This is a genomic window from Staphylococcus sp. T93 (genome assembly GCF_016743875.1).
Taxonomy (GTDB): Bacteria; Bacillota; Bacilli; order Staphylococcales; family Staphylococcaceae; genus Staphylococcus; species Staphylococcus aureus.
Window position 1 is genome coordinate 662536 of sequence record NZ_CP068247.1, and the last position, 26779, is coordinate 689314.

A 26779-nucleotide genomic window follows, 5' to 3' on the forward strand; every position below is an offset into this window, starting at 1 on the left:
TTGTTTTTTAGAATTTAAAATGGGAAAATATAGTAGTCTATGTATAGGCATTTTTAAAGGAGGTGAATCGACGTGGAAAATTTCGATAAAGTAAAAGATATCATCGTTGACCGTTTAGGTGTAGACGCTGATAAAGTAACTGAAGATGCATCTTTCAAAGATGATTTAGGCGCTGACTCACTTGATATCGCTGAATTAGTAATGGAATTAGAAGACGAGTTTGGTACTGAAATTCCTGATGAAGAAGCTGAAAAAATCAACACTGTTGGTGATGCTGTTAAATTTATTAACAGTCTTGAAAAATAATAAATCTTACATCTGGGTCGTCAGTATTGTCGACTCAGTTTTTTTCTTTAATTATCAATAGTTTTAACGTAAAATTAAAGATGATTCAAGAGCAACACATAAAGGAGATAAAATAATGTCTAAACAAAAGAAAAGTGAGATAGTTAATCGTTTTAGAAAGCGCTTTGATACTAAAATGACAGAGTTAGGCTTTACTTATCAAAATATTGATTTATACCAACAAGCATTTTCGCATTCGAGTTTTATTAATGATTTTAATATGAATCGTTTAGACCATAATGAGCGTTTAGAGTTTTTGGGTGATGCGGTATTAGAATTGACGGTTTCACGATATTTATTTGATAAACATCCCAACTTGCCAGAAGGGAATTTAACAAAAATGCGTGCCACTATTGTATGTGAGCCCTCACTTGTAATATTTGCGAATAAAATTGGATTGAACGAAATGATTTTACTTGGTAAAGGTGAAGAGAAAACAGGGGGACGTACAAGACCATCATTAATATCAGATGCATTCGAAGCATTTATTGGGGCATTGTATTTGGATCAAGGACTAGATATAGTTTGGAAATTTGCTGAGAAAGTCATTTTCCCACATGTAGAACAAAATGAGTTATTAGGCGTGGTAGATTTTAAAACACAATTCCAAGAATATGTGCACCAGCAAAATAAAGGTGATGTAACCTATAATTTAATAAAAGAAGAGGGACCGGCACATCATCGTCTATTCACTTCAGAAGTTATTCTGCAAGGGGAAGCAATAGCTGAAGGTAAAGGGAAAACGAAAAAAGAATCAGAACAACGTGCTGCTGAAAGTGCCTATAAGCAATTAAAACAAATTAAATAGAAATTTATATGATACGACATATAGGTGTTCGATTTAGGATTTAAGGAAGAATTTTTAATATTTTATGGAACAACTTCGAAATTTAATATACAAATACTAAAATATCGTATACATGTGTTCTTTAAAATTGTGATAAGGAGTTTAGGATGGTTTATTTAAAATCAATAGATGCCATTGGATTTAAGTCTTTTGCAGATCAAACCAATGTTCAATTCGATAAAGGTGTAACTGCAATTGTTGGTCCAAATGGAAGCGGTAAAAGTAATATTACAGATGCTATTAAATGGGTGTTGGGTGAACAATCGGCTAAATCATTACGTGGCTCAAAAATGGAAGATATTATCTTCTCAGGTGCAGAACATCGCAAAGCTCAAAATTATGCTGAAGTACAGTTAAGATTAGATAATCATTCTAAAAAGCTCAGTGTTGATGAAAACGAAGTTATTGTAACAAGAAGATTGTATCGAAGTGGTGAAAGTGAGTACTACATAAATAATGACCGTGCAAGATTAAAAGATATTGCCGATTTATTTTTAGATTCTGGATTGGGAAAAGAAGCGTATAGCATTATCTCGCAAGGTAGAGTTGATGAAATACTAAATGCTAAACCAATTGATAGACGTCAAATTATTGAAGAATCGGCTGGTGTACTTAAATATAAAAAACGTAAGGCTGAATCATTAAATAAACTTGACCAAACAGAAGATAATTTAACGAGAGTAGAAGACATTTTATATGATTTGGAAGGTCGCGTAGAACCTCTAAAAGAGGAGGCAGCTATAGCTAAAGAATATAAGACACTTTCACATCAAATGAAACATAGTGACATTGTAGTTACAGTGCACGATATTGATCAATATACAAATGACAATAGACAATTAGATCAACGTTTAAATGATTTACAAGGCCAACAAGCAAATAAAGAAGCTGACAAGCAACGTTTAAGCCAACAAATTCAACAATATAAAGGTAAACGTCATCAACTTGATAATGATGTTGAATCGCTTAATTATCAATTAGTAAAAGCTACGGAAGCCTTTGAAAAATATACGGGACAATTAAATGTTTTGGAAGAACGTAAGAAAAATCAATCTGAAACAAATGCACGATATGAAGAAGAACAAGAAAATTTAATGGAGCTTTTAGAAAATATATCAAATGAGATTTCTGAAGCTCAAGATACTTATAAGTCTCTGAAAAGTAAACAAAAAGAACTCAATGCTGTCATTCGTGAACTTGAAGAACAACTATATGTTTCAGACGAAGCACATGATGAAAAATTGGAAGAAATTAAAAACGAATACTATACATTAATGTCAGAGCAATCAGATGTTAACAATGATATTCGTTTTTTAAAGCATACTATAGAAGAGAATGAGGCTAAAAAATCAAGACTAGATTCTCGATTAGTTGAAGTTTTTGAGCAATTGAAAGATATTCAGGGTCAAATAAAAACGACAAAAAAAGAATATCAACAGACCAACAAAGAACTTTCTGCTGTAGATAAAGAAATTAAAAATATAGAAAAAGACCTCACTGATACAAAAAAAGCACAAAATGAATACGAAGAGAAATTGTATCAAGCATATCGATATACCGAAAAAATGAAAACACGTATTGATAGTTTGGCAACGCAAGAGGAAGAATATACTTATTTTTTCAATGGCGTCAAACATATTTTGAAAGCTAAAAATAAAGAATTAAAGGGTATTTATGGTGCAGTTGCGGAAATTATTGATGTGCCATCTAAATTAACTCAGGCAATTGAAACAGCATTAGGTGCTTCATTACAACATGTCATTGTAGATTCAGAAAAAGATGGACGCCAGGCTATTCAATTTTTAAAAGAACGTAATTTAGGTCGTGCGACGTTTTTACCATTAAATGTTATACAGAGTAGAGTGGTAGCGACTGATATTAAATCTATTGCTAAAGAGGCAAACGGATTTATTAGTATCGCTTCGGAAGCAGTTAAAGTAGCACCAGAATATCAAAATATTATCGGGAATTTATTAGGTAATACGATTATCGTTGATCATTTAAAGCATGCAAATGAATTGGCACGTGCGATTAAATATCGAACTCGTATTGTTACTTTGGAAGGTGATATTGTAAATCCTGGTGGTTCTATGACTGGTGGTGGCGCTCGTAAGTCAAAAAGTATTCTGTCTCAAAAAGACGAGTTGACAACAATGAGACACCAATTAGAAGATTACTTGCGTCAAACAGAATCATTTGAACAACAATTTAAAGAGTTGAAGATAAAAAGTGATCAATTAAGTGAACTGTATTTTGAAAAAAGTCAAAAGCATAATACACTTAAAGAGCAAGTGCATCATTTTGAAATGGAGCTCGATAGATTAACTACACAAGAAACACAAATAAAAAATGATCATGAAGAATTCGAATTTGAAAAAAATGATGGTTATACGAGTGACAAAAGTCGACAAACTTTGAGTGAAAAAGAAACTTATCTAGAAAGTATTAAAGCATCTTTAAAACGACTAGAAGATGAAATTGAACGCTACACAAAACTTTCTAAAGAAGGTAAGGAAAGCGTTACTAAAACACAACAAACCTTACATCAGAAACAATCTGATCTTGCTGTGGTTAAAGAGCGTATTAAAACACAACAACAGACAATAGATCGATTAAATAATCAAAATCAACAAACTAAACATCAATTAAAAGATGTTAAAGAAAAAATTGCATTCTTTAATTCGGATGAAGTGATGGGCGAACAAGCTTTTCAAAATATTAAAGATCAAATTAATGGTCAACAAGAAACGAGAACACGCTTATCAGATGAATTAGATAAATTGAAACAACAACGTATTGAGTTGAATGAACAAATCGATGCGCAAGAAGCTAAACTACAAGTTTGTCACCAAGATATTTTAGCTATCGAAAATCACTACCAAGATATTAAAGCTGAACAATCAAAGCTAGATGTATTAATTCATCATGCGATAGATCATTTAAATGATGAATATCAATTGACTGTTGAACGTGCGAAATCTGAATATACGAGTGATGAATCGATTGACGCATTACGTAAAAAAGTTAAGTTAATGAAGATGTCGATTGATGAACTAGGTCCTGTAAACTTAAATGCAATTGAACAATTTGAAGAGTTAAATGAACGTTATACATTTTTAAGTGAACAACGTACAGATCTTCGTAAAGCTAAAGAAACATTAGAGCAAATTATAAGTGAAATGGATCAAGAGGTTACTGAAAGATTTAAAGAAACTTTCCATGCTATTCAAGGACATTTTACAGCTGTGTTCAAACAATTGTTTGGTGGAGGCGATGCAGAATTGCAATTAACTGAAGCCGATTATTTAACAGCTGGTATTGATATTGTGGTACAACCACCGGGTAAAAAGTTGCAACATTTATCGTTACTGAGTGGTGGTGAGCGTGCATTAACTGCTATTGCTTTACTATTTGCAATTTTAAAAGTAAGATCTGCACCTTTTGTTATATTAGATGAGGTTGAAGCTGCACTAGATGAAGCAAATGTTATTAGATACGCAAAATATTTAAATGAGTTATCAGACGAAACACAATTCATTGTTATTACACACCGTAAAGGAACAATGGAATTTGCAGATAGGTTATACGGTGTAACAATGCAAGAATCAGGTGTTACTAAACTTGTGAGTGTGAATTTAAATACAATAGATGATGTGTTGAAGGAGGAGCAATAATGAGCTTTTTTAAACGCTTAAAAGATAAGTTTGCAACAAATAAAGAAAATGAAGAAGTTAAATCCTTAACAGAAGAACAAGGTCAAGACAAATTAGAAGATACACATTCTGAAGGTTCAACGCAGGACGCAAATGATTTAGCAGAAAATGCTGAAGTGAAAAAGAAGCCACGCAAGTTGAGTGAAGCGGATTTTGATGACGATGGCTTAATATCAATTGAAGATTTTGAAGAAATTGAAGCTCAAAAAATGGGTGCTAAATTTAAAGCAGGACTCGAAAAATCTCGTCAAAATTTCCAAGAACAATTAAATAATTTGATAGCGAGATATCGTAAAGTAGATGAAGACTTTTTTGAAGCTTTAGAAGAAATGTTAATCACTGCAGACGTCGGTTTTAATACAGTGATGACGTTAACTGAAGAATTACGTATGGAAGCACAACGACGTAATATTCAAGATACTGAAGATTTGCGTGAAGTCATTGTTGAAAAGATCGTAGAGATTTACCATCAAGAAGATGATAATTCAGAAGCTATGAACTTAGAAGATGGTCGTTTAAATGTCATTTTAATGGTTGGTGTGAATGGTGTTGGTAAAACAACAACAATTGGAAAATTAGCTTACCGATATAAAATGGAAGGTAAAAAAGTAATGTTAGCTGCGGGCGATACTTTTAGAGCGGGTGCTATTGATCAATTGAAAGTTTGGGGCGAACGTGTTGGTGTAGACGTAATTAGCCAAAGTGAAGGTTCTGATCCAGCTGCTGTTATGTATGATGCGATTAATGCCGCTAAAAACAAAGGTGTTGATATTTTAATCTGTGATACCGCTGGACGTTTACAAAATAAAACAAATCTAATGCAAGAATTAGAAAAAGTTAAGCGTGTAATTAATCGAGCAGTGCCAGATGCGCCTCATGAAGCATTACTATGTTTAGATGCTACAACTGGTCAGAATGCGTTGTCACAAGCTAGAAACTTTAAAGAAGTAACAAATGTTACAGGTATTGTATTAACGAAATTAGATGGTACAGCCAAAGGTGGTATCGTATTAGCCATTCGTAATGAATTGCACATCCCAGTTAAATATGTAGGTTTAGGTGAGCAATTAGATGACTTACAACCATTTAACCCTGAAAGTTATGTCTACGGCTTATTCGCTGATATGATTGAACAAAATGAAGAAATAACAACAGTTGAAAATGATCAAATTGTAACAGAAGAAAAGGACGATAATCATGGGTCAAAATGATTTAGTTAAAACGTTACGAATGAATTATTTGTTTGATTTTTATCAATCCTTATTGACGAATAAACAACGTAATTATTTGGAATTATTTTATCTTGAAGATTATTCTTTAAGTGAAATCGCAGATACTTTTAATGTGAGTAGACAAGCAGTTTATGATAATATAAGAAGAACTGGCGATTTAGTTGAAGATTATGAAAAGAAATTGGAATTATACCAGAAATTTGAGCAACGCCGAGAAATATATGATGAAATGAAACAACATTTAAGTAATCCAGAACAAATACAACGTTATATTCAACAATTAGAAGACTTAGAATAGATATAAATTGAGGGAGGACATCGATATGGCATTTGAAGGGTTATCAGAACGCTTGCAAGCGACGATGCAAAAAATGCGTGGTAAGGGTAAACTTACTGAAGCTGATATAAAGATAATGATGCGTGAAGTAAGATTAGCGTTACTTGAGGCTGACGTAAACTTTAAAGTGGTAAAAGAATTTATTAAAACAGTATCAGAACGCGCATTAGGTTCCGATGTAATGCAATCATTAACACCAGGGCAACAAGTTATTAAAATAGTTCAAGATGAATTAACGCAGTTGATGGGTGGAGAAAATACGTCGATTAATATGTCAAATAAACCACCTACTGTTGTTATGATGGTTGGTTTACAAGGTGCTGGTAAAACAACAACTGCAGGTAAATTAGCATTATTGATGCGTAAAAAATACAACAAAAAACCTATGTTAGTTGCAGCAGATATTTATCGTCCAGCAGCGATAAATCAATTACAAACAGTAGGGAAACAAATTGATATTCCTGTATACAGTGAAGGAGATCAAGTAAAGCCACAACAAATTGTAACTAATGCATTAAAACATGCTAAAGAAGAACATTTAGACTTTGTAATCATTGATACAGCAGGTCGATTACACATCGATGAAGCATTGATGAACGAATTAAAAGAAGTAAAAGACATTGCTAAACCAAACGAAATTATGTTAGTTGTCGATTCAATGACGGGTCAAGATGCTGTCAATGTTGCAGAATCTTTTGACGATCAACTTGATGTCACAGGTGTTACCTTAACTAAATTAGATGGTGATACACGTGGTGGTGCAGCTTTATCTATTCGTTCGGTGACACAAAAACCAATTAAATTTGTTGGTATGAGTGAAAAGTTAGATGGTTTAGAGCTATTCCATCCTGAACGTATGGCATCACGTATTTTAGGTATGGGTGATGTGTTAAGTTTAATTGAAAAAGCGCAACAAGATGTGGATCAAGAAAAAGCAAAAGATTTAGAGAAAAAGATGCGTGAGTCATCGTTTACTTTAGATGATTTTTTAGAACAACTTGATCAGGTGAAAAATCTAGGACCACTGGATGATATTATGAAAATGATTCCAGGTATGAATAAAATGAAAGGGCTAGATAAGCTTAATATGAGTGAAAAGCAAATTGATCATATTAAAGCGATTATCCAGTCAATGACGCCGGCTGAAAGAAACAATCCAGACACATTGAATGTATCACGTAAAAAGCGTATTGCTAAAGGGTCTGGTCGTTCATTACAAGAAGTCAATCGTTTGATGAAACAATTTAACGATATGAAGAAAATGATGAAACAGTTCACTGGTGGCGGTAAAGGTAAAAAAGGTAAACGCAATCAAATGCAAAATATGTTAAAAGGTATGAATTTACCGTTTTAATGTTTAATATAACACGCTGATTTTTGTTGCAATGAGATGTGCATCCCGAAAGTTATACTAAAGAATATAACTTTATGGGGTGCATATTTTTAGATACACAATAATAATTAAAAACTGAAATTGCTGATTTGCTAGAACATGAGGTTATTGTTGCTAATATTAATAAGTTATATTGGGGGAACGTGTGCGGTAGAAGTGGTACCATTCATGTCCTTACGAGATAAATTAACTTAACACGTAGGTGGTGAAATTTACTATGAATTTTTATAACCTATTAACAGTCTAATTTAGTAATCACATAGTTATTATTGTAAGAAAAAGGTTCAATAATTTTCCTGGTAAAGAAAAAACTCTTTACAAACATTCATACACCTGTTAATATTATTTCTTGTAGAAAATAAAAATTAAAACATGACTTAAAGGAGATTTTATAAATGGCAGTTAAAATTCGTTTAACACGTTTAGGTTCAAAAAGAAATCCATTCTATCGTATCGTAGTAGCAGATGCTCGTTCTCCACGTGACGGACGTATCATCGAACAAATCGGTACTTATAACCCAACGAGCGCTAATGCTCCAGAAATTAAAGTTGACGAAGCGTTAGCTTTAAAATGGTTAAATGATGGTGCGAAACCAACTGATACAGTTCACAATATCTTATCAAAAGAAGGTATTATGAAAAAATTTGACGAACAAAAGAAAGCTAAGTAATTTAGCGTAAAATTGTTCTAACAATAAGAATAACTCGTTTACACTGACAGTTATTACTCAATGATACGTTGGGAATATCACATGTTAGTAATATAGAACGTATTGGGTACCATAATGGTGCCCTTTTTCTTTGAATTATTTTCAATTAAAATAGAAGTGTTCAAAGCATAGAGTTGGAGGTAATAGAATGAGAGTTGAAGTTGGTCAAATTGTTAACACACATGGTATTAAAGGTGAAATTAAAGTAAAATCCAATTCAGACTTTACAGACGTTCGTTTTCAACCCGGTCAAGTGCTGACAGTTGTGCATAACAATAACGACCTTGAATATACTGTTAAGTCACATAGAGTGCATAAAGGGCTTCATATGCTTACATTTGAAGGTATTAATAATATTAATGATATTGAGCATTTAAAAGGGAGTTCTATTTATCAAGAGCGTGATCATGAAGATATCGTACTTGAGGAAAATGAATTTTATTATTCAGATATTATAGGATGTACAGTTTTTGATGATCAAGAAACACCAATAGGTCGTGTAATTAATATATTTGAAACAGGTGCGAATGATGTGTGGGTGATTAAAGGATCTAAAGAATATTTGATTCCTTATATTGCTGATGTTGTAAAAGAAGTGGATGTTGAAAATAAAAAAATTATCATCACGCCAATGGAAGGATTGTTGGATTAATGAAAATTGATTATTTAACTTTATTTCCTGAAATGTTTGATGGTGTTTTAAATCATTCAATTATGAAACGTGCCCAAGAAAACAATAAATTACAAATCAATACGGTTAATTTTAGAGATTATGCAATTAACAAGCACAACCAAGTAGATGATTATCCGTATGGTGGCGGACAAGGTATGGTGTTAAAGCCTGAACCTGTTTTTAATGCGATGGAAGACTTAGATGTCACAGAACAAACACGCGTTATTTTAATGTGTCCACAAGGCGAGCCATTTTCACATCAGAAAGCTGTTGAATTAAGCAAGGCCGACCACATCGTTTTCATATGCGGACATTATGAAGGTTACGATGAACGTATCCGAACACATCTTGTCACAGATGAAATATCAATGGGTGACTATGTTTTAACTGGTGGAGAATTGCCAGCGATGACCATGACTGATGCTATTGTTAGACTGATTCCAGGTGTTTTAGGTAATGAACAGTCACATCAAGACGATTCATTTTCAGATGGGTTATTAGAGTTTCCGCAATATACACGTCCGCGTGAATTTAAGGGTCTAACAGTTCCAGATGTTTTATTGTCTGGAAATCATGCCAATATTGATGCATGGAGACATGAGCAAAAGTTGATCCGCACATATAATAAAAGACCTGACTTAATTGAAAAATATCCATTAACTAATGCAGATAAGCAAATATTAGAAAGATATAAAATAGGATTGAAAAAAGGTTAGTATTGTGCTAACATAATCTGAGTGTGGAAACACTAAAATCACTATGATCCGCTGCTATATATTTGTCGAGGCAAGAACATAGGTTGAAGAGGAGAATTTATAATGACAAATCACAAATTAATCGAAGCAGTAACTAAATCACAATTACGTACAGACTTACCAAGTTTCCGTCCTGGTGATACTTTACGTGTACACGTACGTATCATTGAGGGTACTCGTGAGCGTATCCAAGTATTCGAAGGCGTTGTAATTAAACGTCGTGGCGGTGGCGTTTCTGAAACGTTTACAGTTCGTAAAATTTCATCAGGTGTTGGCGTGGAACGTACATTCCCATTACACACACCAAAAATTGAAAAAATCGAAGTTAAACGTCGTGGTAAAGTACGTCGTGCTAAATTATATTACTTACGTAGTTTACGTGGTAAAGCTGCTAGAATCCAAGAAATTCGTTAATCAGCATTTAAACAAAGCTATGTATGAGTCAAATTCGACTCAAACAATAAAGCCATCTAGGTCACTTTTATGGAGTGATATAGATGGCTTTTTTTGCTGTTTAGTTAATGTAAAGTTGATAATGTAATTGTTTATTCCTTCTCTATTCATAACGTGTTTGCTCAAAATGGTTATATAAACAAAAATCTACTAAGTGCCATTGAAAAGGACTTAGTAGATTTATTAAATATATGCGTAGCAACATTATTTTTGTCTTGCCCATCTCGTGAAAATAATACTACATATAATGCCAAATATAGTAATTGTTATAAGTAAATAATAGTATGGTGGGGTATAGCTCAATTGAATCTTTGTTATATTTTTAGGTGCTTTAATGCCGGTCATAACACCATTTACTTGTTCAACTTTAAGACTTTGATCACCTGATGTCGCTTTCATACCTTGATTATATGCTGTTGGCAAAACAATATACCCAGATGAATTTTTATTTTTAGTAATAGTATAACCATGCTTTGTCTTACTAACTTTGACAGCTTCTAATGAATTTGAAGCGTCTTTAAGCGTGGTATAATCTTCGCCGTATATCCCTTTTAAATTTACTCGATACTTACCTTTAGGCAATGATAATCTAATTCTATCTGGAGCTTTAATGCGTATCGTTACGGGTGTTACAACGCGTCGATATTTATAAGTGAGTTTATTTCTTTCTTGTGTATATTCATTCACTTTAACATCATGAGCTTTATCCGGCGAAAGTAATTCTAAATCCATTTCAAAATACAAATCTTTAAATTGATTAGAAACTGATTTTGGCAACTGTACAGTTAGACCACCATTATTTTGTTTAACTTGTAATAAATGTTTTGTAGGAGATTGCCAGGCTGCACTATTTAATTTAATTGTTGAATCTGATAGTAAATTTTTATTGGCTTTAAAATGTGTATTAACATCTTTAATATTGTTAGAAACAATCCCTTGCAACATTGCTTGTTCTTTATCTAATGGAGATTTTAATTCTTTATTGGAAAAGACCTTATTTGTAATATGTGCACTTGGATAATGGATGGTATTTTTAGAATGAATCCAACGAACTTTATTGTCTTTGTGTTCAGACTTAATTTTAAATCCATATGGTAAGTTGTCATCATGATTCACTCTAATTCGATCATTAACATTCCAAAGTGATAGTAAATTTTGACGATTGCCAAGTAATCTATAAGTGCTGTTTTTATCGATTGGCATATTAATTTGGAGTGTCTTGTCATAATATTTTAAAATGTCTCCATTAAAAATACTAGAATATAATGAAATGCCATTATAATGATATATAAATGGTGAATTTAATGCATAGTCTGACATATAATCAATGCGATTAAATGAGCCTGTTGCATTTTGATTTATCTTTTTTATAAGCTGGTTTACATAGTTACTATGGTAATCATGTTGTTTCAACGTTGATAATGATTGTTGATAAGGTTTGATTGCCATGTTTTTGTTGTTATCTAAAATGACGATTTGTTGAATCATAACGATTAATACTAATATTGCAACGGTTAATTTTTTATAACGCCATAAACTAAATTTTAAAATAACGGCAAGCACTATTAGCAGGATAATACCTACTATAAGTGCAAGTGGGTGTGTCGGTGATAGTAATACATAAAGTATTGCGATGATGCATACGGGTATTGTTCTGATTAAATAATATTTCATATTTAATGTTGATAAATGTTGAATAAACAATCCGCAAAGAGCACTTGATGATAGTGCTAAGATATACACCCAACGCCTTTCTGGAAATGAAAAACCATTAAAAGCACTGTCGAAATACTGTGATAATGAACCTATAAATAATATCCATGTTACTATTGCGAAAAGTCTATAAAAGTAAAAACGATACAGTTTGAATGACAATAATGCAACGATAGTAAGAATTGAAATCGTAATATAAAATCCATCGCTAAAGAAAAAATAATGATAATCAAGTGGTGTCAAAAACGGTATATCAACATTGGGATTTTGCTTTCTGTCATTTTCCAAAAACGCAGAAATGCCAGTGAATAAACCAAATACACTTGATAACACACTCAAAACTGTAGCAGATATGACGCAAATTAATTTTTGTGTTCTAGAGACAATGTCATATTTGTAAGTGAAAATGAGTCGATATAAATAGTAGCAACCTATAATAATAGCTTGATAATAACTGAAATAAAAATTGCTAAATAGTGTTAAGGCTATCGCAACAATGAAAATACCGATTTTGCGTTGTTGAAAATATCTTTCCAAACCAAGAATCGATAATGGCAATAAATATAATAAATTTCCATAAAATGACCAAGTAAAATTAAAGTATATAACGACAGTTGACATGCCGTATAAAATCGTAGCGATCATATTTGCTGAGCGTTTAAAGTGTAATATTTTAAATAAGTAGAAGGTCACGACAAATGTTATGATAGCTCGTATCATAGCCATAATAAGTTGGTTTGTCGGCCAAAAATGTATTGTCGTCGGATTAAATATACCAACCGTTTCTCCTATTTTAATGAATAGAAAATTTAGCCACATTAAAGGTGACAGCGAATAATAATATGATAGTCCTTTCATATAATCGCCACCTAATCCAAACGATGCATCATATAAACTAGAAAAACTACGTAGATGTTCATACAAATACATTTGAAATGGCATCATTTGACGGAATCCATCTCCAGCCCCGCTAAAAACAGTACCATTCACAATATAATCATAGATATGAGTAGAAAATAAAATAAGCGTTAATATTACACTAATGAAAGTTATAACAAAGAATTGTTTGACGTTTGAATTTAGCCACTTTTTTAACACAACATTATCCTCAACTTTCAAATTTAAAATTAAGTTTAACTGAAACTAAAGTTAATGAGGTTCTTGATAGGTAAAGACGAAGATGACTGTGGAACAGATACCTTATCATAGTTACTTAAACTTTGGATCATTTTCAGTTTATCATTAAACAAATATATTGAATAATAAAAATGTCATACTGATAAAGATGAATGTCACTTAATAAGTAACTTAGATTTAACAAATGATGATTTTTAATTGTAGAAAACTTGAAATAATCACTTATACCTAAATCTAAAGCATTGTTAAGAAGTGTGACAATGTTAAAATAAATATAGTTGAATTAATGAATTTGTTCTATAATTAACAGGTTATAGATTTTAATAATGAGAAAAGAATTGACGAAAGTAAGGTGAATTGAATGGTTATTCAATGGTATCCAGGACATATGGCGAAAGCCAAAAGAGAAGTAAGTGAACAATTAAAAAAAGTAGATGTAGTGTTTGAACTAGTAGATGCAAGAATTCCATATAGTTCAAGAAACCCTATGATAGATGAAGTTATTAACCAAAAACCACGTGTTGTTATATTAAATAAAAAAGATATGTCTAATTTAAATGAGATGTCAAAATGGGAACAATTTTTTATTGATAAAGGATACTATCCTGTATCAGTGGATGCTAAGCACGGTAAAAATTTAAAGAAAGTGGAAGCTGCAGCAATTAAGGCGACTGCTGAAAAATTTGAACGCGAAAAAGCGAAAGGACTTAAACCTAGAGCGATAAGAGCAATGATCGTTGGAATTCCAAATGTTGGTAAATCCACATTAATAAATAAACTGGCAAAGCGTAGTATTGCGCAGACTGGTAATAAACCAGGTGTGACCAAACAACAACAATGGATTAAAGTTGGTAATGCATTACAACTATTAGACACACCAGGGATACTTTGGCCTAAATTTGAAGATGAAGAAGTCGGTAAGAAGTTGAGTTTAACTGGTGCGATAAAAGATAGTATTGTGCACTTAGATGAAGTTGCCATCTATGGATTAAACTTTTTAATTCAAAATGATTTAGCGCGATTAAAGTCACATTATAATATTGAAGTTCCTGAAGATGCAGAAATCATAGCGTGGTTTGATGCGATAGGGAAAAAACGTGGCTTAATTCGACGTGGTAATGAAATTGATTACGAAGCAGTCATTGAACTGATTATTTATGATATTCGAAATGCTAAAATAGGAAATTATTGTTTTGATATTTTTAAAGATATGACTGAGGAATTAGCAAATGACGCTAACAATTAAAGAAGTTACGCAGTTGATTAATGCGGTTAATACAATAGAAGAATTAGAAAATCATGAATGCTTTTTAGATGAGCGAAAAGGTGTTCAAAATGCCATAGCTAGGCGCAGAAAAGCGTTAGAAAAAGAACAAGCTTTAAAAGAAAAGTATGTTGAAATGACTTACTTTGAAAATGAAATATTAAAAGAGCATCCTAATGCTATTATTTGTGGGATTGATGAAGTTGGAAGAGGACCTTTAGCAGGTCCAGTCGTTGCATGCGCAACAATTTTAAATTCAAATCACAATTATTTGGGCCTTGATGACTCGAAAAAAGTACCTGTTACGAAACGTCTAGAATTAAATGAAGCACTAAAAAATGAAGTTACTGCTTTTGCATATGGGATCGCGACAGCTGAAGAAATAGATGAATTTAATATTTATAAAGCTACTCAAATCGCCATGCAGCGAGCTATTGATGGATTATCAGTACAACCAACGCATTTATTGATAGACGCGATGACGCTTGATAATGCACTGCCTCAAGTATCTTTAATCAAGGGTGATGCAAGAAGTGTGTCCATTGCAGCTGCAAGTATCATGGCAAAGGTTTTTCGTGATGATTATATGACACAGTTATCTAAAGATTATCCTGAATATGGTTTTGAAAAAAACGCGGGTTACGGTACCAAACAACATTTACTAGCAATCGATGATATTGGCATTATGAAAGAGCATAGAAAAAGCTTTGAACCTATAAAATCGTTACTGTAAATCGTAAAATTCAATTAAATGATAAAAAAGTAGCATTTAAGTTTACAATAGCGCTTACATTTTTTATAATTGTAAGGGAACTTAACCTAAGTAACAGGAGGATGGAAGATGAATATCCACGAGTATCAAGGTAAAGAAATATTTCGTTCAATGGGCGTTGCAGTTCCAGAAGGACGAGTAGCATTTACTGCTGAAGAAGCGGTGGAGAAAGCAAAAGAATTAAATTCTGATGTTTATGTTGTAAAAGCACAAATTCATGCTGGAGGTAGAGGTAAAGCAGGCGGAGTAAAAATTGCTAAATCTTTATCTGAGGTAGAAACATATGCAAAAGAATTATTAGGGAAAACTTTGGTGACACATCAAACTGGTCCAGAAGGTAAAGAAATTAAGCGTTTATATATCGAAGAAGGTTGTGCTATTCAAAAAGAATATTACGTTGGATTCGTTATTGATCGTGCGACTGACCAAGTAACATTGATGGCGTCTGAAGAAGGGGGCACTGAGATTGAAGAAGTTGCTGCGAAGACTCCTGAAAAGATCTTCAAAGAAACTATCGATCCAGTAATCGGACTTTCACCATTCCAAGCAAGACGAATTGCGTTTAATATTAATATTCCTAAAGAATCTGTTAACAAAGCTGCTAAATTCTTATTAGCACTTTATAATGTATTCATTGAAAAAGATTGTTCAATCGTAGAAATCAACCCATTAGTTACAACAGCTGATGGTGATGTATTGGCATTAGATGCTAAAATTAATTTTGATGATAATGCATTATTCAGACATAAAGATGTTGTAGAATTACGTGATTTAGAAGAAGAAGATCCGAAAGAGATTGAAGCGTCTAAACATGATTTATCATACATTGCATTAGATGGTGACATCGGATGTATGGTTAATGGTGCAGGTTTAGCCATGGCAACAATGGATACGATTAATCATTTCGGTGGAAACCCAGCCAATTTCTTAGATGCAGGCGGAAGCGCTACTAGAGAAAAAGTAACTGAAGCATTTAAAATCATTTTAGGTGATGAAAATGTTAAAGGTATTTTTGTAAACATTTTCGGTGGCATTATGAAATGTGATGTTATCGCAGAAGGTATCGTTGAAGCTGTAAAAGAAGTAGATTTAACTTTACCACTAGTTGTACGCCTAGAAGGTACAAATGTTGAGTTAGGTAAAAAAATCTTAAAAGACTCAGGATTAGCAATTGAACCAGCAGCAACAATGGCTGAAGGTGCACAAAAAATTGTTAAACTAGTCAAAGAAGCATAAGGAAAGGATGGGAGCACTAAGATGAGTGTATTTATAGATAAGAATACTAAAGTAATGGTACAAGGTATTACAGGGTCTACTGCCCTTTTCCATACAAAACAAATGCTTGATTATGGTACGAAAATAGTAGCAGGTGTGACGCCTGGTAAAGGTGGTCAAGTTGTTGAAGGCGTTCCTGTTTTCAACACTGTTGAAGAAGCTAAAAATGAAACTGGGGCAACGGTTTCAGTCATTTACGTTCCAGCACCATTTGCTGCAGACTCAATTTTAGAAGCAGCTGATGCAGACTTAGATATGGTTATTTGTATCACTGAACATATTCCTGTATTAGACATGGTTAAAGTTAAACGCTACTTACAAGGTAGAAAAACACGTTTAGTTGGTCCGAACTGTCCAGGTGTGATTACAGCAGATGAATGTAAAATTGGTATTATGCCTGGCTATATTCACAAAAAAGGTCATGTTGGTGTAGTATCTCGTTCAGGTACATTAACATATGAAGCAGTGCACCAATTGACTGAAGAAGGTATTGGTCAAACTACAGCTGTTGGTATTGGTGGAGACCCAGTCAACGGAACAAACTTTATTGATGTTTTAAAAGCATTCAATGAAGATGACGAAACGAAAGCAGTTGTTATGATTGGTGAAATCGGTGGTACGGCTGAAGAAGAAGCAGCTGAATGGATTAAAGCGAATATGACAAAACCAGTTGTAGGCTTTATCGGTGGACAAACAGCACCTCCTGGAAAACGTATGGGACATGCTGGTGCAATCATTTCAGGTGGTAAAGGTACTGCTGAAGAGAAAATTAAAACATTAAATAGTTGTGGTGTGAAAACAGCGGCAACACCTTCAGAAATTGGTTCAACATTAATTGAAGCTGCTAAAGAAGCAGGTATTTATGAATCATTATTAACTGTTAATAAATAAAGTTAAAAGATGATATAAATGGCTATAGCCCATTCCATACTTTATAAAAGTATCGGAAATGGGCTATTTGTCGTGCGATGAATTTTAGTACACTTTTCATATTTTGGAAAGACAAGTTAATTATTTTACCTCCTACAATAGCTTTATAAAACAAAGAAAATTTTAATTAAAATATATAGCGCACTATGTTATAATGTTTGTATATTATTGTAAGGAGTGTTTCATCATGAATAAACAACAAAGTAAAGTACGCTATTCAATTAGAAAAGTTAGTATTGGAATTTTGTCAATTTCAATAGGTATGTTTTTGGCATTGGGTATGTCGAACAAAGCATATGCAGATGAAATTGATAAATCTAAAGATTTTACAAGAGGGTATGAGCAAAATGTATTCGCGAAATCAGAGTTAAATGCTAATAAAAATACGACAAAAGACAAAATAAAAAATGAAGGTGCTGTTAAAACATCGGACACAAGTTTAAAGTTAGACAACAAATCAGCAATTTCAAACGGAAATGAAATTAATCAAGATATAAAGATTTCAAATACTCCGAAAAACTCAAGCCAAGGTAACAATCTAGTTATTAATAACAATGAACTTACTAAAGAAATTAAAATTGCAAACTTGGAAGCTCAAAATTCTAATCAGAAGAAAACGAATAAAGTTACTAATAATTACTTTGGTTACTACAGTTTTAGAGAAGCTCCAAAAACACAAATCTATACTGTAAAAAAAGGAGACACACTTAGTGCTATAGCATTAAAATACAAAACTACAGTTTCAAATATTCAAAATACAAATAATATAGCAAATCCTAATTTAATATTTATTGGTCAAAAATTAAAAGTGCCAATGACACCATTAGTAGAACCAAAACCAAAAACAGTGTCTTCAAATAATAAAAGTAATAGTAATAGCAGTACATTAAATTATTTGAAAACATTAGAGAATAGAGGATGGGATTTCGACGGTAGTTATGGATGGCAATGTTTCGATTTAGTTAATGTATATTGGAATCATCTTTATGGTCATGGATTAAAAGGATATGGAGCTAAAGATATACCATATGCAAATAATTTTAATAGTGAAGCTAAAATTTATCACAACACACCAACTTTCAAAGCTGAACCTGGGGACTTAGTGGTTTTTAGTGGAAGATTTGGTGGAGGATATGGTCATACAGCTATTGTCTTAAATGGTGATTATGATGGAAAATTAATGAAGTTCCAAAGTTTAGATCAAAACTGGAATAATGGTGGATGGCGTAAAGCAGAGGTTGCACATAAAGTTGTTCATAATTATGAAAATGATATGATTTTTATTAGACCATTTAAAAAAGCATAATTTAAATCGAAGGCAGGACATTGAAATATGAAATTTTCAACTTTAAGTGAAGAAGAATTTACCAACTACACCAAAAAGCACTTCAAACATTATACGCAGTCTATAGAATTATATAATTATAGAAATAAAATAAATCATGAAGCACATATTGTGGGAGTGAAGAATGATAAAAATGAAGTTATAGCTGCATGTTTATTAACAGAGGCACGAATTTTTAAATTCTACAAATATTTCTACTCTCATAGAGGTCCTTTACTTGATTATTTCGATGCTAAATTAGTTTGTTACTTTTTTAAAGAATTATCTAAATTCATTTATAAAAATAGAGGAGTATTTATTCTTGTTGATCCATATTTAATAGAGAATTTAAGAGATGCAAATGGTAGGATAATAAAGAATTATAATAATTCAGTGATAGTAAAGATGCTAGGGAAAATTGGGTATCTCCATCAAGGTTATACAACAGGATATTCAAATAAAAGTCAAATTAGGTGGATTTCTGTATTGGATTTAAAAGATAAAGATGAGAATCAACTTTTAAAAGAAATGGAATACCAAACTAGAAGAAATATAAAAAAGACTATTGAGATTGGTGTTAAGGTTGAAGATTTATCTATTGAAGAAACAAATCGATTTTATAAATTGTTTCAAATGGCTGAAGAAAAACATGGTTTTCATTTCATGAATGAAGATTATTTTAAACGAATGCAAGAAATATATAAAGATAAGGCAATGTTAAAGATAGCTTGTATAAATCTTAATGAATATCAAGATAAATTAAAAATACAATTATTGAAAATCGAAAATGAAATGATGACTGTGAACAGAGCATTAAATGAAAATCCAAATTCTAAAAAAAATAAATCAAAATTAAATCAGTTAAATATGCAATTATCTAGTATTAATAATAGAATTAGTAAAACCGAAGAACTAATATTTGAAGATGGACCTGTTTTGGATTTAGCTGCTGCTTTATTTATATGTACTGATGATGAAGTTTATTATCTATCAAGTGGATCAAATCCGAAATATAATCAGTATATGGGTGCATATCATCTACAATGGCATATGATAAAATATGCAAAATCACATAATATTAATAGGTATAATTTTTATGGAATAACAGGCGTCTTTAGTAATGAGGCGGATGATTTTGGTGTTCAACAATTTAAAAAGGGTTTTAATGCACATGTTGAAGAATTAATTGGTGATTTCATCAAACCAGTAAGACCAATTCTATATAAATTTGCAAAACTTATTTATAAGGTTTAATTATAAAGTATGTTGGAAATTGAAATTTTAAATTCTTTCCAACATACTTTTCACTTTTTAAGTCAGTATTTTTACTCCTTAAAATAACATTACATCGACAATGTTTTTGTATTAGAAATGTAAAACAAAAATAGAATATGATTTTGTATGATTACAAAAAGGAGTTGATTTATTGATTAAACTATTTTTGCTTAAGTTATACTGGGCACACTTTTCGACTAAACAAATTCATCAATTTTTAATGGCATATCCTAATGTAATTAAAGAGGAGGGAAGAAAAAAAGATAGTTATTTATGTGAATGGGTGAATAGGGAAGAAAATGTTCATTTATTACGTAAATACTATGCTTTTATAAAACTTGATCATAACGATATTATTAAAGAACTGCAGAAATTAAAAGTAAGTTACATTACATATATGGATTCTGAATACCCAGTGCTATTAAAAGAAATATATCAATTTCCATTACTTCTTTTCTATAAAGGGAACATCAAATTAATAAATAATATGCATCATTTGGCAGTAGTAGGTGCAAGAGATTCTACAAGTTATACCCAACAGTCTTTAGAATTTTTATTATCAAATGATAAAAGCAAATATTTAACAATTGTTTCCGGCCTTGCTCAAGGAGCTGATGCAATGGCACATCAAATAGCTTTAAAATACAATCTCCCTACAATTGCAGTTTTAGCCTTTGGCCATCAAACACATTATCCCAAAAGTACATTAGCATTAAGAAATAAAATAGAAGAAAAAGGTTTAGTTATATCTGAATATCCACCACATACACCAATCGCTAAATATAGATTTCCTGAGCGCAATAGAATTATCAGCGGTTTGTCAAAAGGGGTTTTAATTACTGAGGCTAAGGAACAAAGTGGCAGTCACATCACGATAGATTTTGCATTAGAGCAAAATAGAAATGTTTATGTTTTACCTGGATCTATGTTTAATCCTATGACAAAAGGTAATTTATTACGTATCCAAGAAGGTGCTAAGGTAGTATTAAACGCTAATGATATATTTGAAGACTACTATATTTAAAACTAAAAATAACGAGTTGCTTCATATTTCTTTTGTTTCCCTTTGTAATTTATTTTTTAATAAAATCTATAAAAAATAGACAGGGAAAATGATTTGTTTAGATATAAAACGTTGACAAAAGCAAAATTAAGCGTTTATCATTTATCTTTAGTAATTAGATTAGCGAGGGGGAAATGACATTGGCAGATAATTTAGTCATTGTTGAATCGCCTGCAAAAGCAAAAACCATTGAAAAGTATTTAGGTAAGAAATATAAAGTTATAGCTTCAATGGGACACGTCAGAGACTTACCAAGAAGTCAAATGGGTGTCGACACTGAAGATAATTACGAACCAAAATATATAACAATACGCGGAAAAGGTCCTGTTGTAAAAGAATTGAAAAAACATGCAAAAAAAGCGAAAAACGTCTTTCTCGCAAGTGACCCCGACCGTGAAGGTGAAGCAATTGCTTGGCATTTATCAAAAATTTTAGAGCTTGAAGATTCTAAAGAAAATCGCGTTGTTTTCAACGAAATAACTAAAGACGCTGTTAAAGAAAGTTTTAAAAATCCTAGAGAAATTGAAATGAACTTAGTCGATGCACAACAAGCGCGTCGAATATTAGATAGATTAGTTGGCTATAACATCTCGCCAGTTCTTTGGAAAAAAGTAAAAAAAGGGTTGTCAGCGGGTCGAGTTCAATCTGTTGCACTTCGTTTAGTCATTGACCGTGAAAATGAAATTCGAAACTTTAAACCAGAAGAATATTGGACTATTGAAGGAGAATTTAGATACAAAAAATCAAAATTCAATGCTAAATTCCTTCATTATAAAAATAAACCTTTTAAACTAAAAACGAAAAAAGATGTTGAGAAAATTACAGCTGCATTAGATGGAGATCAATTCGAAATTACAAACGTGACTAAAAAAGAAAAAACGCGTAATCCAGCAAACCCATTTACAACTTCTACATTACAACAAGAGGCGGCACGTAAATTAAACTTTAAAGCAAGAAAAACAATGATGGTCGCACAACAATTATATGAAGGTATAGATTTGAAAAAACAAGGTACGATTGGTTTAATAACATATATGAGAACCGATTCTACACGTATTTCAGATACTGCCAAAGTTGAAGCAAAACAGTATATAACTGATAAATACGGTGAATCTTACACTTCTAAACGTAAAGCATCAGGGAAACAAGGTGACCAAGATGCCCATGAGGCTATTAGACCTTCAAGTACTATGCGTACGCCAGATGATATGAAGTCATTTTTGACGAAAGACCAATACCGATTATACAAATTAATTTGGGAACGATTTGTTGCTAGTCAAATGGCTCCAGCAATACTTGATACAGTCTCATTAGACATAACACAAGGTGACATTAAATTTAGAGCGAATGGTCAAACAATCAAGTTTAAAGGATTTATGACACTTTATGTAGAAACTAAAGATGATAGTGATAGCGAAAAGGAAAATAAACTGCCTAAATTAGAGCAAGGTGATAAAGTCACAGCAACTCAAATTGAACCAGCTCAACACTATACACAACCACCTCCAAGATATACTGAGGCGAGATTAGTAAAAACACTAGAAGAATTGAAAATTGGGCGACCATCAACTTATGCACCGACAATAGATACGATTCAAAAGCGTAACTATGTCAAATTAGAAAGTAAGCGTTTTGTTCCTACTGAGTTGGGAGAAATAGTTCATGAACAAGTGAAAGAATACTTCCCAGAGATTATTGATGTGGAATTCACAGTGAATATGGAAACGTTACTTGATAAGATTGCAGAAGGCGACATTACATGGAGGAAAGTAATCGACGGTTTCTTTAGTAGCTTTAAACAAGATGTTGAACGTGCTGAAGAAGAGATGGAAAAGATTGAAATCAAAGATGAGCCAGCCGGTGAAGACTGTGAAATTTGTGGTTCTCCTATGGTTATAAAAATGGGACGCTATGGTAAGTTCATGGCTTGCTCAAACTTCCCGGATTGTCGTAATACAAAAGCGATAGTTAAGTCTATTGGTGTTAAATGTCCAAAATGTAATGATGGTGACGTCGTAGAAAGAAAATCTAAAAAGAATCGTGTCTTTTATGGATGTTCGAAATATCCTGAATGCGACTTTATCTCTTGGGATAAGCCGATTGGAAGAGATTGTCCAAAATGTAACCAATATCTTGTTGAAAATAAAAAAGGCAAGACAACACAAGTAATATGTTCAAATTGCGATTATAAAGAGGCAGCGCAGAAATAATATTTTTATTTCCTAGATACATTTTAAGATTGTTAAATAGAATCATTAGTGAATCTTATTTTAAAGATAGTAAAGGATTAATCTAAATAAGTGCGGATAATATAAACATAACAACATAATTAAAAGACATAAATGACAATAAAAGGAGTATAGAAATGACTCAAACTGTAAATGTAATAGGTGCTGGTCTTGCCGGTTCAGAAGCGGCATATCAATTAGCTGAAAGAGGAATTAAAGTTAATCTAATAGAGATGAGACCTGTTAAACAAACACCAGCGCACCATACTGATAAATTTGCGGAACTTGTATGTTCCAATTCATTACGCGGAAATGCTTTAACTAATGGTGTGGGTGTTTTAAAAGAAGAAATGAGAAGATTGAATTCTATAATTATTGAAGCGGCTGATAAGGCACGAGTTCCAGCTGGTGGTGCATTAGCAGTTGATAGACACGATTTTTCAGGTTATATTACTGAAACACTTAAAAATCATGAAAATATCACAGTTATTAATGAAGAAATTAATGCCATTCCAGATGGATACACAATTATCGCAACAGGACCACTTACTACAGAAACCCTTGCGCAAGAAATAGTGGACATTACTGGTAAAGATCAACTTTATTTCTATGATGCGGCTGCTCCAATTATTGAAAAAGAATCTATTGATATGGATAAAGTTTACTTAAAGTCCCGTTATGATAAAGGTGAAGCTGCATATTTAAACTGTCCTATGACTGAGGATGAATTTAATCGCTTTTATGATGCAGTATTAGAAGCTGAAGTTGCGCCTGTAAATTCATTTGAAAAAGAAAAATATTTCGAGGGTTGTATGCCTTTTGAAGTAATGGCAGAACGCGGACGCAAGACATTACTATTTGGACCAATGAAACCAGTAGGATTAGAAGATCCAAAGACTGGGAAACGTCCTTATGCGGTGGTTCAATTAAGACAAGATGACGCTGCTGGTACACTCTACAATATTGTTGGCTTCCAAACGCATTTAAAATGGGGAGCTCAAAAAGAAGTCATTAAATTAATTCCAGGCTTAGAAAATGTTGATATTGTTAGATATGGTGTGATGCATAGAAATACCTTCATTAATTCACCGGACGTATTAAACGAGAAATATGAATTGATTTCACAACCAAACATACAGTTTGCGGGACAAATGACTGGTGTTGAAGGTTATGTAGAAAGCGCAGCTAGCGGCTTAGTTGCAGGTATCAATCTTGCGCATAAAATATTAGGCAAGGGTGAGGTAGTATTTCCGAGAGAAACAATGATTGGAAGTATGGCTTACTATATTTCTCATGCTAAAAACAATAAGAATTTCCAACCTATGAATGCTAACTTCGGGTTATTACCATCTTTAGAAACTAGAATTAAAGATAAAAAAGAACGCTATGAAGCACAAGCTAATAGAGCTTTGGATTACTTAGAAAATTTCAAAAAAACTTTATAAAATAGTTAGAAAGACTAGATATGCTATTCATTCTTAAGTCATCAACGAGTAAGTAATGACTTTCTAAATGGAAAATACTTATCCTAGTCTTTTTAATTTTGGAATTGTTACGTATTTCTGACAATTTAGAATTCGCATTCAAAAAATATCTAAATAAATAACACGCAATAAGTTGATTGATGTAACATGTAAGAGAATGTTTTAAATAAACTTTATTTAAAAGGCAATGAAATAATAAATGGCAAGGCTATTAATAAAGACTTTTAGTAATTAATTTAAAAAAGAGGTATTCTAATTAACAGGTTTTCCGATTAGTTACAATTATTTAATTCTCAAAAGATTTAGAATTGATTATCAAATTACTGTAAGCCCTTTGCTGTATATGCTACAATTCTTATTGATGGAGGGTAAATGTATTGAATCATATTCAAGATGCGTTTTTAAATACATTGAAAGTTGAACGGAATTTTTCGGAACACACATTGAAATCATATCAAGATGACTTAATTCAGTTTAATCAATTTTTAGAACAAGAACATTTAGAGTTGAATACTTTTGAATACAGAGATGCTAGAAATTATTTGAGCTATTTATATTCAAATCATTTGAAAAGAACATCTGTTTCTCGTAAAATCTCAACGTTAAGAACTTTCTATGAATATTGGATGACGCTTGATGAGAACATTATTAATCCATTTGTTCAATTAGTACATCCGAAAAAAGAAAAATATCTTCCGCAATTCTTTTACGAAGAAGAAATGGAAGCGTTATTCAAAACTGTAGAAGAGGACACTTCAAAAAATTTACGGGATCGAGTTATTCTTGAATTGTTGTATGCTACAGGCATCCGTGTTTCGGAATTAGTAAATATTAAAAAACAAGATATAGATTTTTACGCGAATGGTGTTACCGTATTAGGAAAAGGGAGCAAAGAGCGCTTTGTACCGTTTGGTGCTTATTGTAGACAAAGCATCGAAAATTATTTAGAACATTTCAAACCAATTCAGTCATGCAATCATGATTTTCTTATTGTAAATATGAAGGGTGAAGCAATCACTGAACGCGGTGTACGATATGTTTTAAATGATATTGTTAAACGAACAGCAGGCGTAAGTGAGATTCATCCCCACAAGCTCAGACATACATTTGCAACGCATTTATTGAATCAAGGTGCAGACCTAAGAACAGTACAATCGTTATTAGGTCATGTTAATTTGTCAACAACTGGTAAATATACACACGTATCTAACCAACAATTAAGAAAAGTGTATCTAAATGCACATCCTCGAGCGAAAAAGGAGAATGAAACATGAGTAATACAACATTACATGCAACAACAATTTATGCTGTAAGACATAATGGGAAAGCAGCTATGGCTGGAGATGGGCAAGTAACGCTTGGTCAACAAGTCATCATGAAACAAACGGCAAGAAAAGTGCGACGTTTATATGAAGGTAAAGTGTTAGCTGGTTTCGCAGGTAGTGTAGCAGATGCGTTTACGTTATTTGAAAAATTCGAAACAAAATTACAACAGTTTAGTGGTAACTTAGAAAGAGCTGCTGTTGAATTGGCACAAGAATGGCGAGGCGATAAACAATTACGTCAATTAGAAGCTATGCTAATTGTAATGGATAAAGATGCTATTTTAGTTGTCAGTGGAACTGGCGAAGTTATTGCTCCAGATGATGACCTTATCGCTATTGGATCAGGAGGCAACTACGCATTAAGCGCAGGACGTGCATTGAAACGCCATGCATCGCATTTGTCTGCTGAAGAAATGGCATATGAGAGCTTGAAAGTAGCGGCTGATATTTGTGTCTTTACCAACGATAATATTGTTGTCGAAACACTATAATAATCAGAGCACGATAAATAATTACGAGCAATTAATTTTA

The 26779-nt window shown here is 32.4% G+C and carries 22 protein-coding genes; 21 read left to right on the plus strand and 1 reads right to left on the minus strand.

The annotated features are described in order from the left end of the window. Nucleotides 1-72 precede the first annotated feature (72 nt). From JG553_RS03260 to rplS, 10 genes are all read left to right on the plus strand, one after another. Nucleotides 73-306, plus strand: coding sequence for an acyl carrier protein (locus tag JG553_RS03260; RefSeq protein ID WP_000426914.1), 234 nt, complete (start codon nucleotides 73-75; stop codon nucleotides 304-306). A gap of 115 nt (nucleotides 307-421) precedes the next feature. Continuing rightward, a complete protein-coding gene (rnc, locus tag JG553_RS03265; protein ID WP_000043237.1) occupies nucleotides 422-1153 on the plus strand; it encodes a ribonuclease III in 732 nt (243 codons plus the stop codon). A 146-nt stretch (nucleotides 1154-1299) separates the two neighbouring features. Further along, complete coding sequence (gene smc / locus JG553_RS03270) at nucleotides 1300-4866, plus strand: chromosome segregation protein SMC (RefSeq protein ID WP_000262704.1); 3567 nt, start codon at nucleotides 1300-1302, stop codon at nucleotides 4864-4866. Then, nucleotides 4866-6116 (plus strand): signal recognition particle-docking protein FtsY, encoded by a 1251-nt coding sequence (gene ftsY / locus JG553_RS03275; RefSeq protein ID WP_000007683.1) that lies wholly within the window; start codon nucleotides 4866-4868, stop codon nucleotides 6114-6116. The genes smc and ftsY overlap by 1 nt, the downstream gene beginning before the upstream one ends. Continuing rightward, complete coding sequence (locus JG553_RS03280; protein WP_000531320.1) at nucleotides 6103-6435, plus strand: putative DNA-binding protein; 333 nt, start codon at nucleotides 6103-6105, stop codon at nucleotides 6433-6435. The genes ftsY and JG553_RS03280 overlap by 14 nt, the downstream gene beginning before the upstream one ends. A gap of 25 nt (nucleotides 6436-6460) precedes the next feature. After that, a complete protein-coding gene (gene ffh, locus JG553_RS03285; protein ID WP_000863479.1) occupies nucleotides 6461-7828 on the plus strand; it encodes a signal recognition particle protein in 1368 nt (455 codons plus the stop codon). Between the two features lie 434 nt (nucleotides 7829-8262). After that, entirely contained in the window at nucleotides 8263-8538 is a 276-nt protein-coding gene (rpsP, locus tag JG553_RS03290) for a 30S ribosomal protein S16 (protein ID WP_000268754.1), read from the plus strand. A gap of 187 nt (nucleotides 8539-8725) precedes the next feature. Continuing rightward, nucleotides 8726-9229: a ribosome maturation factor RimM gene (gene rimM / locus JG553_RS03295; protein ID WP_001261987.1), complete on the plus strand. Its 504-nt coding sequence runs from the start codon at nucleotides 8726-8728 to the stop codon at nucleotides 9227-9229. After that, complete coding sequence (trmD, locus tag JG553_RS03300) at nucleotides 9229-9966, plus strand: tRNA (guanosine(37)-N1)-methyltransferase TrmD (RefSeq protein ID WP_000687328.1); 738 nt, start codon at nucleotides 9229-9231, stop codon at nucleotides 9964-9966. Before rimM ends, trmD begins: the two co-directional genes overlap by 1 nt. Before the next feature lie 102 nt (nucleotides 9967-10068). Then, complete coding sequence (gene rplS / locus JG553_RS03305; RefSeq protein ID WP_000181404.1) at nucleotides 10069-10419, plus strand: 50S ribosomal protein L19; 351 nt, start codon at nucleotides 10069-10071, stop codon at nucleotides 10417-10419. A 243-nt stretch (nucleotides 10420-10662) separates the two neighbouring features. Here the strand turns inward: rplS and yfhO are convergent, their stop codons facing one another. Next, the gene (gene yfhO, locus JG553_RS03310; protein WP_000915229.1) at nucleotides 10663-13269 is read right to left on the minus strand and encodes a lipoteichoic acid-specific glycosyltransferase YfhO; all 2607 of its coding nucleotides are present in this window, start codon (nucleotides 13267-13269) and stop codon (nucleotides 10663-10665) included. A 400-nt stretch (nucleotides 13270-13669) separates the two neighbouring features. Here yfhO and ylqF point away from each other — a divergent pair, with 400 nt between their 5' ends. The 11 genes from ylqF (at nucleotide 13670) to hslV (ending at nucleotide 26739) form a co-directional block, all read left to right on the plus strand. Continuing rightward, entirely contained in the window at nucleotides 13670-14554 is an 885-nt protein-coding gene (gene ylqF, locus JG553_RS03315) for a ribosome biogenesis GTPase YlqF (protein WP_000236722.1), read from the plus strand. Beyond that, nucleotides 14538-15305, plus strand: a complete 768-nt coding sequence (locus tag JG553_RS03320) for a ribonuclease HII (RefSeq protein ID WP_000176394.1) — start codon at nucleotides 14538-14540, stop codon at nucleotides 15303-15305. Before ylqF ends, JG553_RS03320 begins: the two co-directional genes overlap by 17 nt. A gap of 108 nt (nucleotides 15306-15413) precedes the next feature. After that, nucleotides 15414-16580 carry an ADP-forming succinate--CoA ligase subunit beta gene (sucC, locus tag JG553_RS03325; RefSeq protein WP_001020801.1) on the plus strand — a complete coding sequence of 389 codons (1167 nt, stop codon included), beginning with the start codon at nucleotides 15414-15416 and terminating at the stop codon, nucleotides 16578-16580. A gap of 21 nt (nucleotides 16581-16601) precedes the next feature. Next, nucleotides 16602-17510 carry a succinate--CoA ligase subunit alpha gene (sucD, locus tag JG553_RS03330; RefSeq protein ID WP_000110253.1) on the plus strand — a complete coding sequence of 303 codons (909 nt, stop codon included), beginning with the start codon at nucleotides 16602-16604 and terminating at the stop codon, nucleotides 17508-17510. A 226-nt stretch (nucleotides 17511-17736) separates the two neighbouring features. Continuing rightward, nucleotides 17737-18855, plus strand: a complete 1119-nt coding sequence (locus JG553_RS03335) for a LysM peptidoglycan-binding domain-containing protein (protein WP_001041662.1) — start codon at nucleotides 17737-17739, stop codon at nucleotides 18853-18855. Between the two features lie 27 nt (nucleotides 18856-18882). Then, entirely contained in the window at nucleotides 18883-20127 is a 1245-nt protein-coding gene (fmhC, locus tag JG553_RS03340) for a FemA/FemB family glycyltransferase FmhC (protein WP_000672867.1), read from the plus strand. A gap of 172 nt (nucleotides 20128-20299) precedes the next feature. Then, nucleotides 20300-21172, plus strand: a complete 873-nt coding sequence (gene dprA / locus JG553_RS03345) for a DNA-processing protein DprA (protein WP_000593192.1) — start codon at nucleotides 20300-20302, stop codon at nucleotides 21170-21172. 173 nt (nucleotides 21173-21345) lie between these two features. Beyond that, nucleotides 21346-23421, plus strand: coding sequence for a type I DNA topoisomerase (gene topA, locus JG553_RS03350; protein WP_001548566.1), 2076 nt, complete (start codon nucleotides 21346-21348; stop codon nucleotides 23419-23421). A 155-nt stretch (nucleotides 23422-23576) separates the two neighbouring features. After that, a complete protein-coding gene (gene trmFO / locus JG553_RS03355) occupies nucleotides 23577-24884 on the plus strand; it encodes a methylenetetrahydrofolate--tRNA-(uracil(54)-C(5))-methyltransferase (FADH(2)-oxidizing) TrmFO (protein WP_000195254.1) in 1308 nt (435 codons plus the stop codon). Nucleotides 24885-25300: 416 nt separating this feature from the next. Further along, the gene (gene xerC / locus JG553_RS03360; RefSeq protein ID WP_001015597.1) at nucleotides 25301-26197 is read left to right on the plus strand and encodes a tyrosine recombinase XerC; all 897 of its coding nucleotides are present in this window, start codon (nucleotides 25301-25303) and stop codon (nucleotides 26195-26197) included. Continuing rightward, on the plus strand, nucleotides 26194-26739 hold the full coding sequence (gene hslV, locus JG553_RS03365; protein WP_000072681.1) for an ATP-dependent protease subunit HslV: 546 nt from the start codon (nucleotides 26194-26196) through the stop codon (nucleotides 26737-26739). Before xerC ends, hslV begins: the two co-directional genes overlap by 4 nt. The last annotated feature ends 40 nt before the right edge of the window (nucleotides 26740-26779 follow it).

Excerpts from the sequence above, each read along its gene's own strand:
- rnc (WP_000043237.1), top strand. The coding sequence starts at position 422 with ATGTCTAAACAAAAGAAAAGTGAGATAGTTAATCGTTTTAGAAAGCGC.
- smc (WP_000262704.1), top strand. The coding sequence starts at position 1,300 with ATGGTTTATTTAAAATCAATAGATGCCATTGGATTTAAGTCTTTTGCA.
- ftsY (WP_000007683.1), top strand. The coding sequence starts at position 4,866 with ATGAGCTTTTTTAAACGCTTAAAAGATAAGTTTGCAACAAATAAAGAA.
- JG553_RS03280 (WP_000531320.1), top strand. The coding sequence starts at position 6,103 with ATGGGTCAAAATGATTTAGTTAAAACGTTACGAATGAATTATTTGTTT.
- ffh (WP_000863479.1), top strand. The coding sequence starts at position 6,461 with ATGGCATTTGAAGGGTTATCAGAACGCTTGCAAGCGACGATGCAAAAA.
- rpsP (WP_000268754.1), top strand. The coding sequence starts at position 8,263 with ATGGCAGTTAAAATTCGTTTAACACGTTTAGGTTCAAAAAGAAATCCA.
- rimM (WP_001261987.1), top strand. The coding sequence starts at position 8,726 with ATGAGAGTTGAAGTTGGTCAAATTGTTAACACACATGGTATTAAAGGT.
- trmD (WP_000687328.1), top strand. The coding sequence starts at position 9,229 with ATGAAAATTGATTATTTAACTTTATTTCCTGAAATGTTTGATGGTGTT.
- rplS (WP_000181404.1), top strand. The coding sequence starts at position 10,069 with ATGACAAATCACAAATTAATCGAAGCAGTAACTAAATCACAATTACGT.
- ylqF (WP_000236722.1), top strand. The coding sequence starts at position 13,670 with ATGGTTATTCAATGGTATCCAGGACATATGGCGAAAGCCAAAAGAGAA.
- JG553_RS03320 (WP_000176394.1), top strand. The coding sequence starts at position 14,538 with ATGACGCTAACAATTAAAGAAGTTACGCAGTTGATTAATGCGGTTAAT.
- sucC (WP_001020801.1), top strand. The coding sequence starts at position 15,414 with ATGAATATCCACGAGTATCAAGGTAAAGAAATATTTCGTTCAATGGGC.
- sucD (WP_000110253.1), top strand. The coding sequence starts at position 16,602 with ATGAGTGTATTTATAGATAAGAATACTAAAGTAATGGTACAAGGTATT.
- JG553_RS03335 (WP_001041662.1), top strand. The coding sequence starts at position 17,737 with ATGAATAAACAACAAAGTAAAGTACGCTATTCAATTAGAAAAGTTAGT.
- fmhC (WP_000672867.1), top strand. The coding sequence starts at position 18,883 with ATGAAATTTTCAACTTTAAGTGAAGAAGAATTTACCAACTACACCAAA.
- topA (WP_001548566.1), top strand. The coding sequence starts at position 21,346 with ATGACATTGGCAGATAATTTAGTCATTGTTGAATCGCCTGCAAAAGCA.
- trmFO (WP_000195254.1), top strand. The coding sequence starts at position 23,577 with ATGACTCAAACTGTAAATGTAATAGGTGCTGGTCTTGCCGGTTCAGAA.
- hslV (WP_000072681.1), top strand. The coding sequence starts at position 26,194 with ATGAGTAATACAACATTACATGCAACAACAATTTATGCTGTAAGACAT.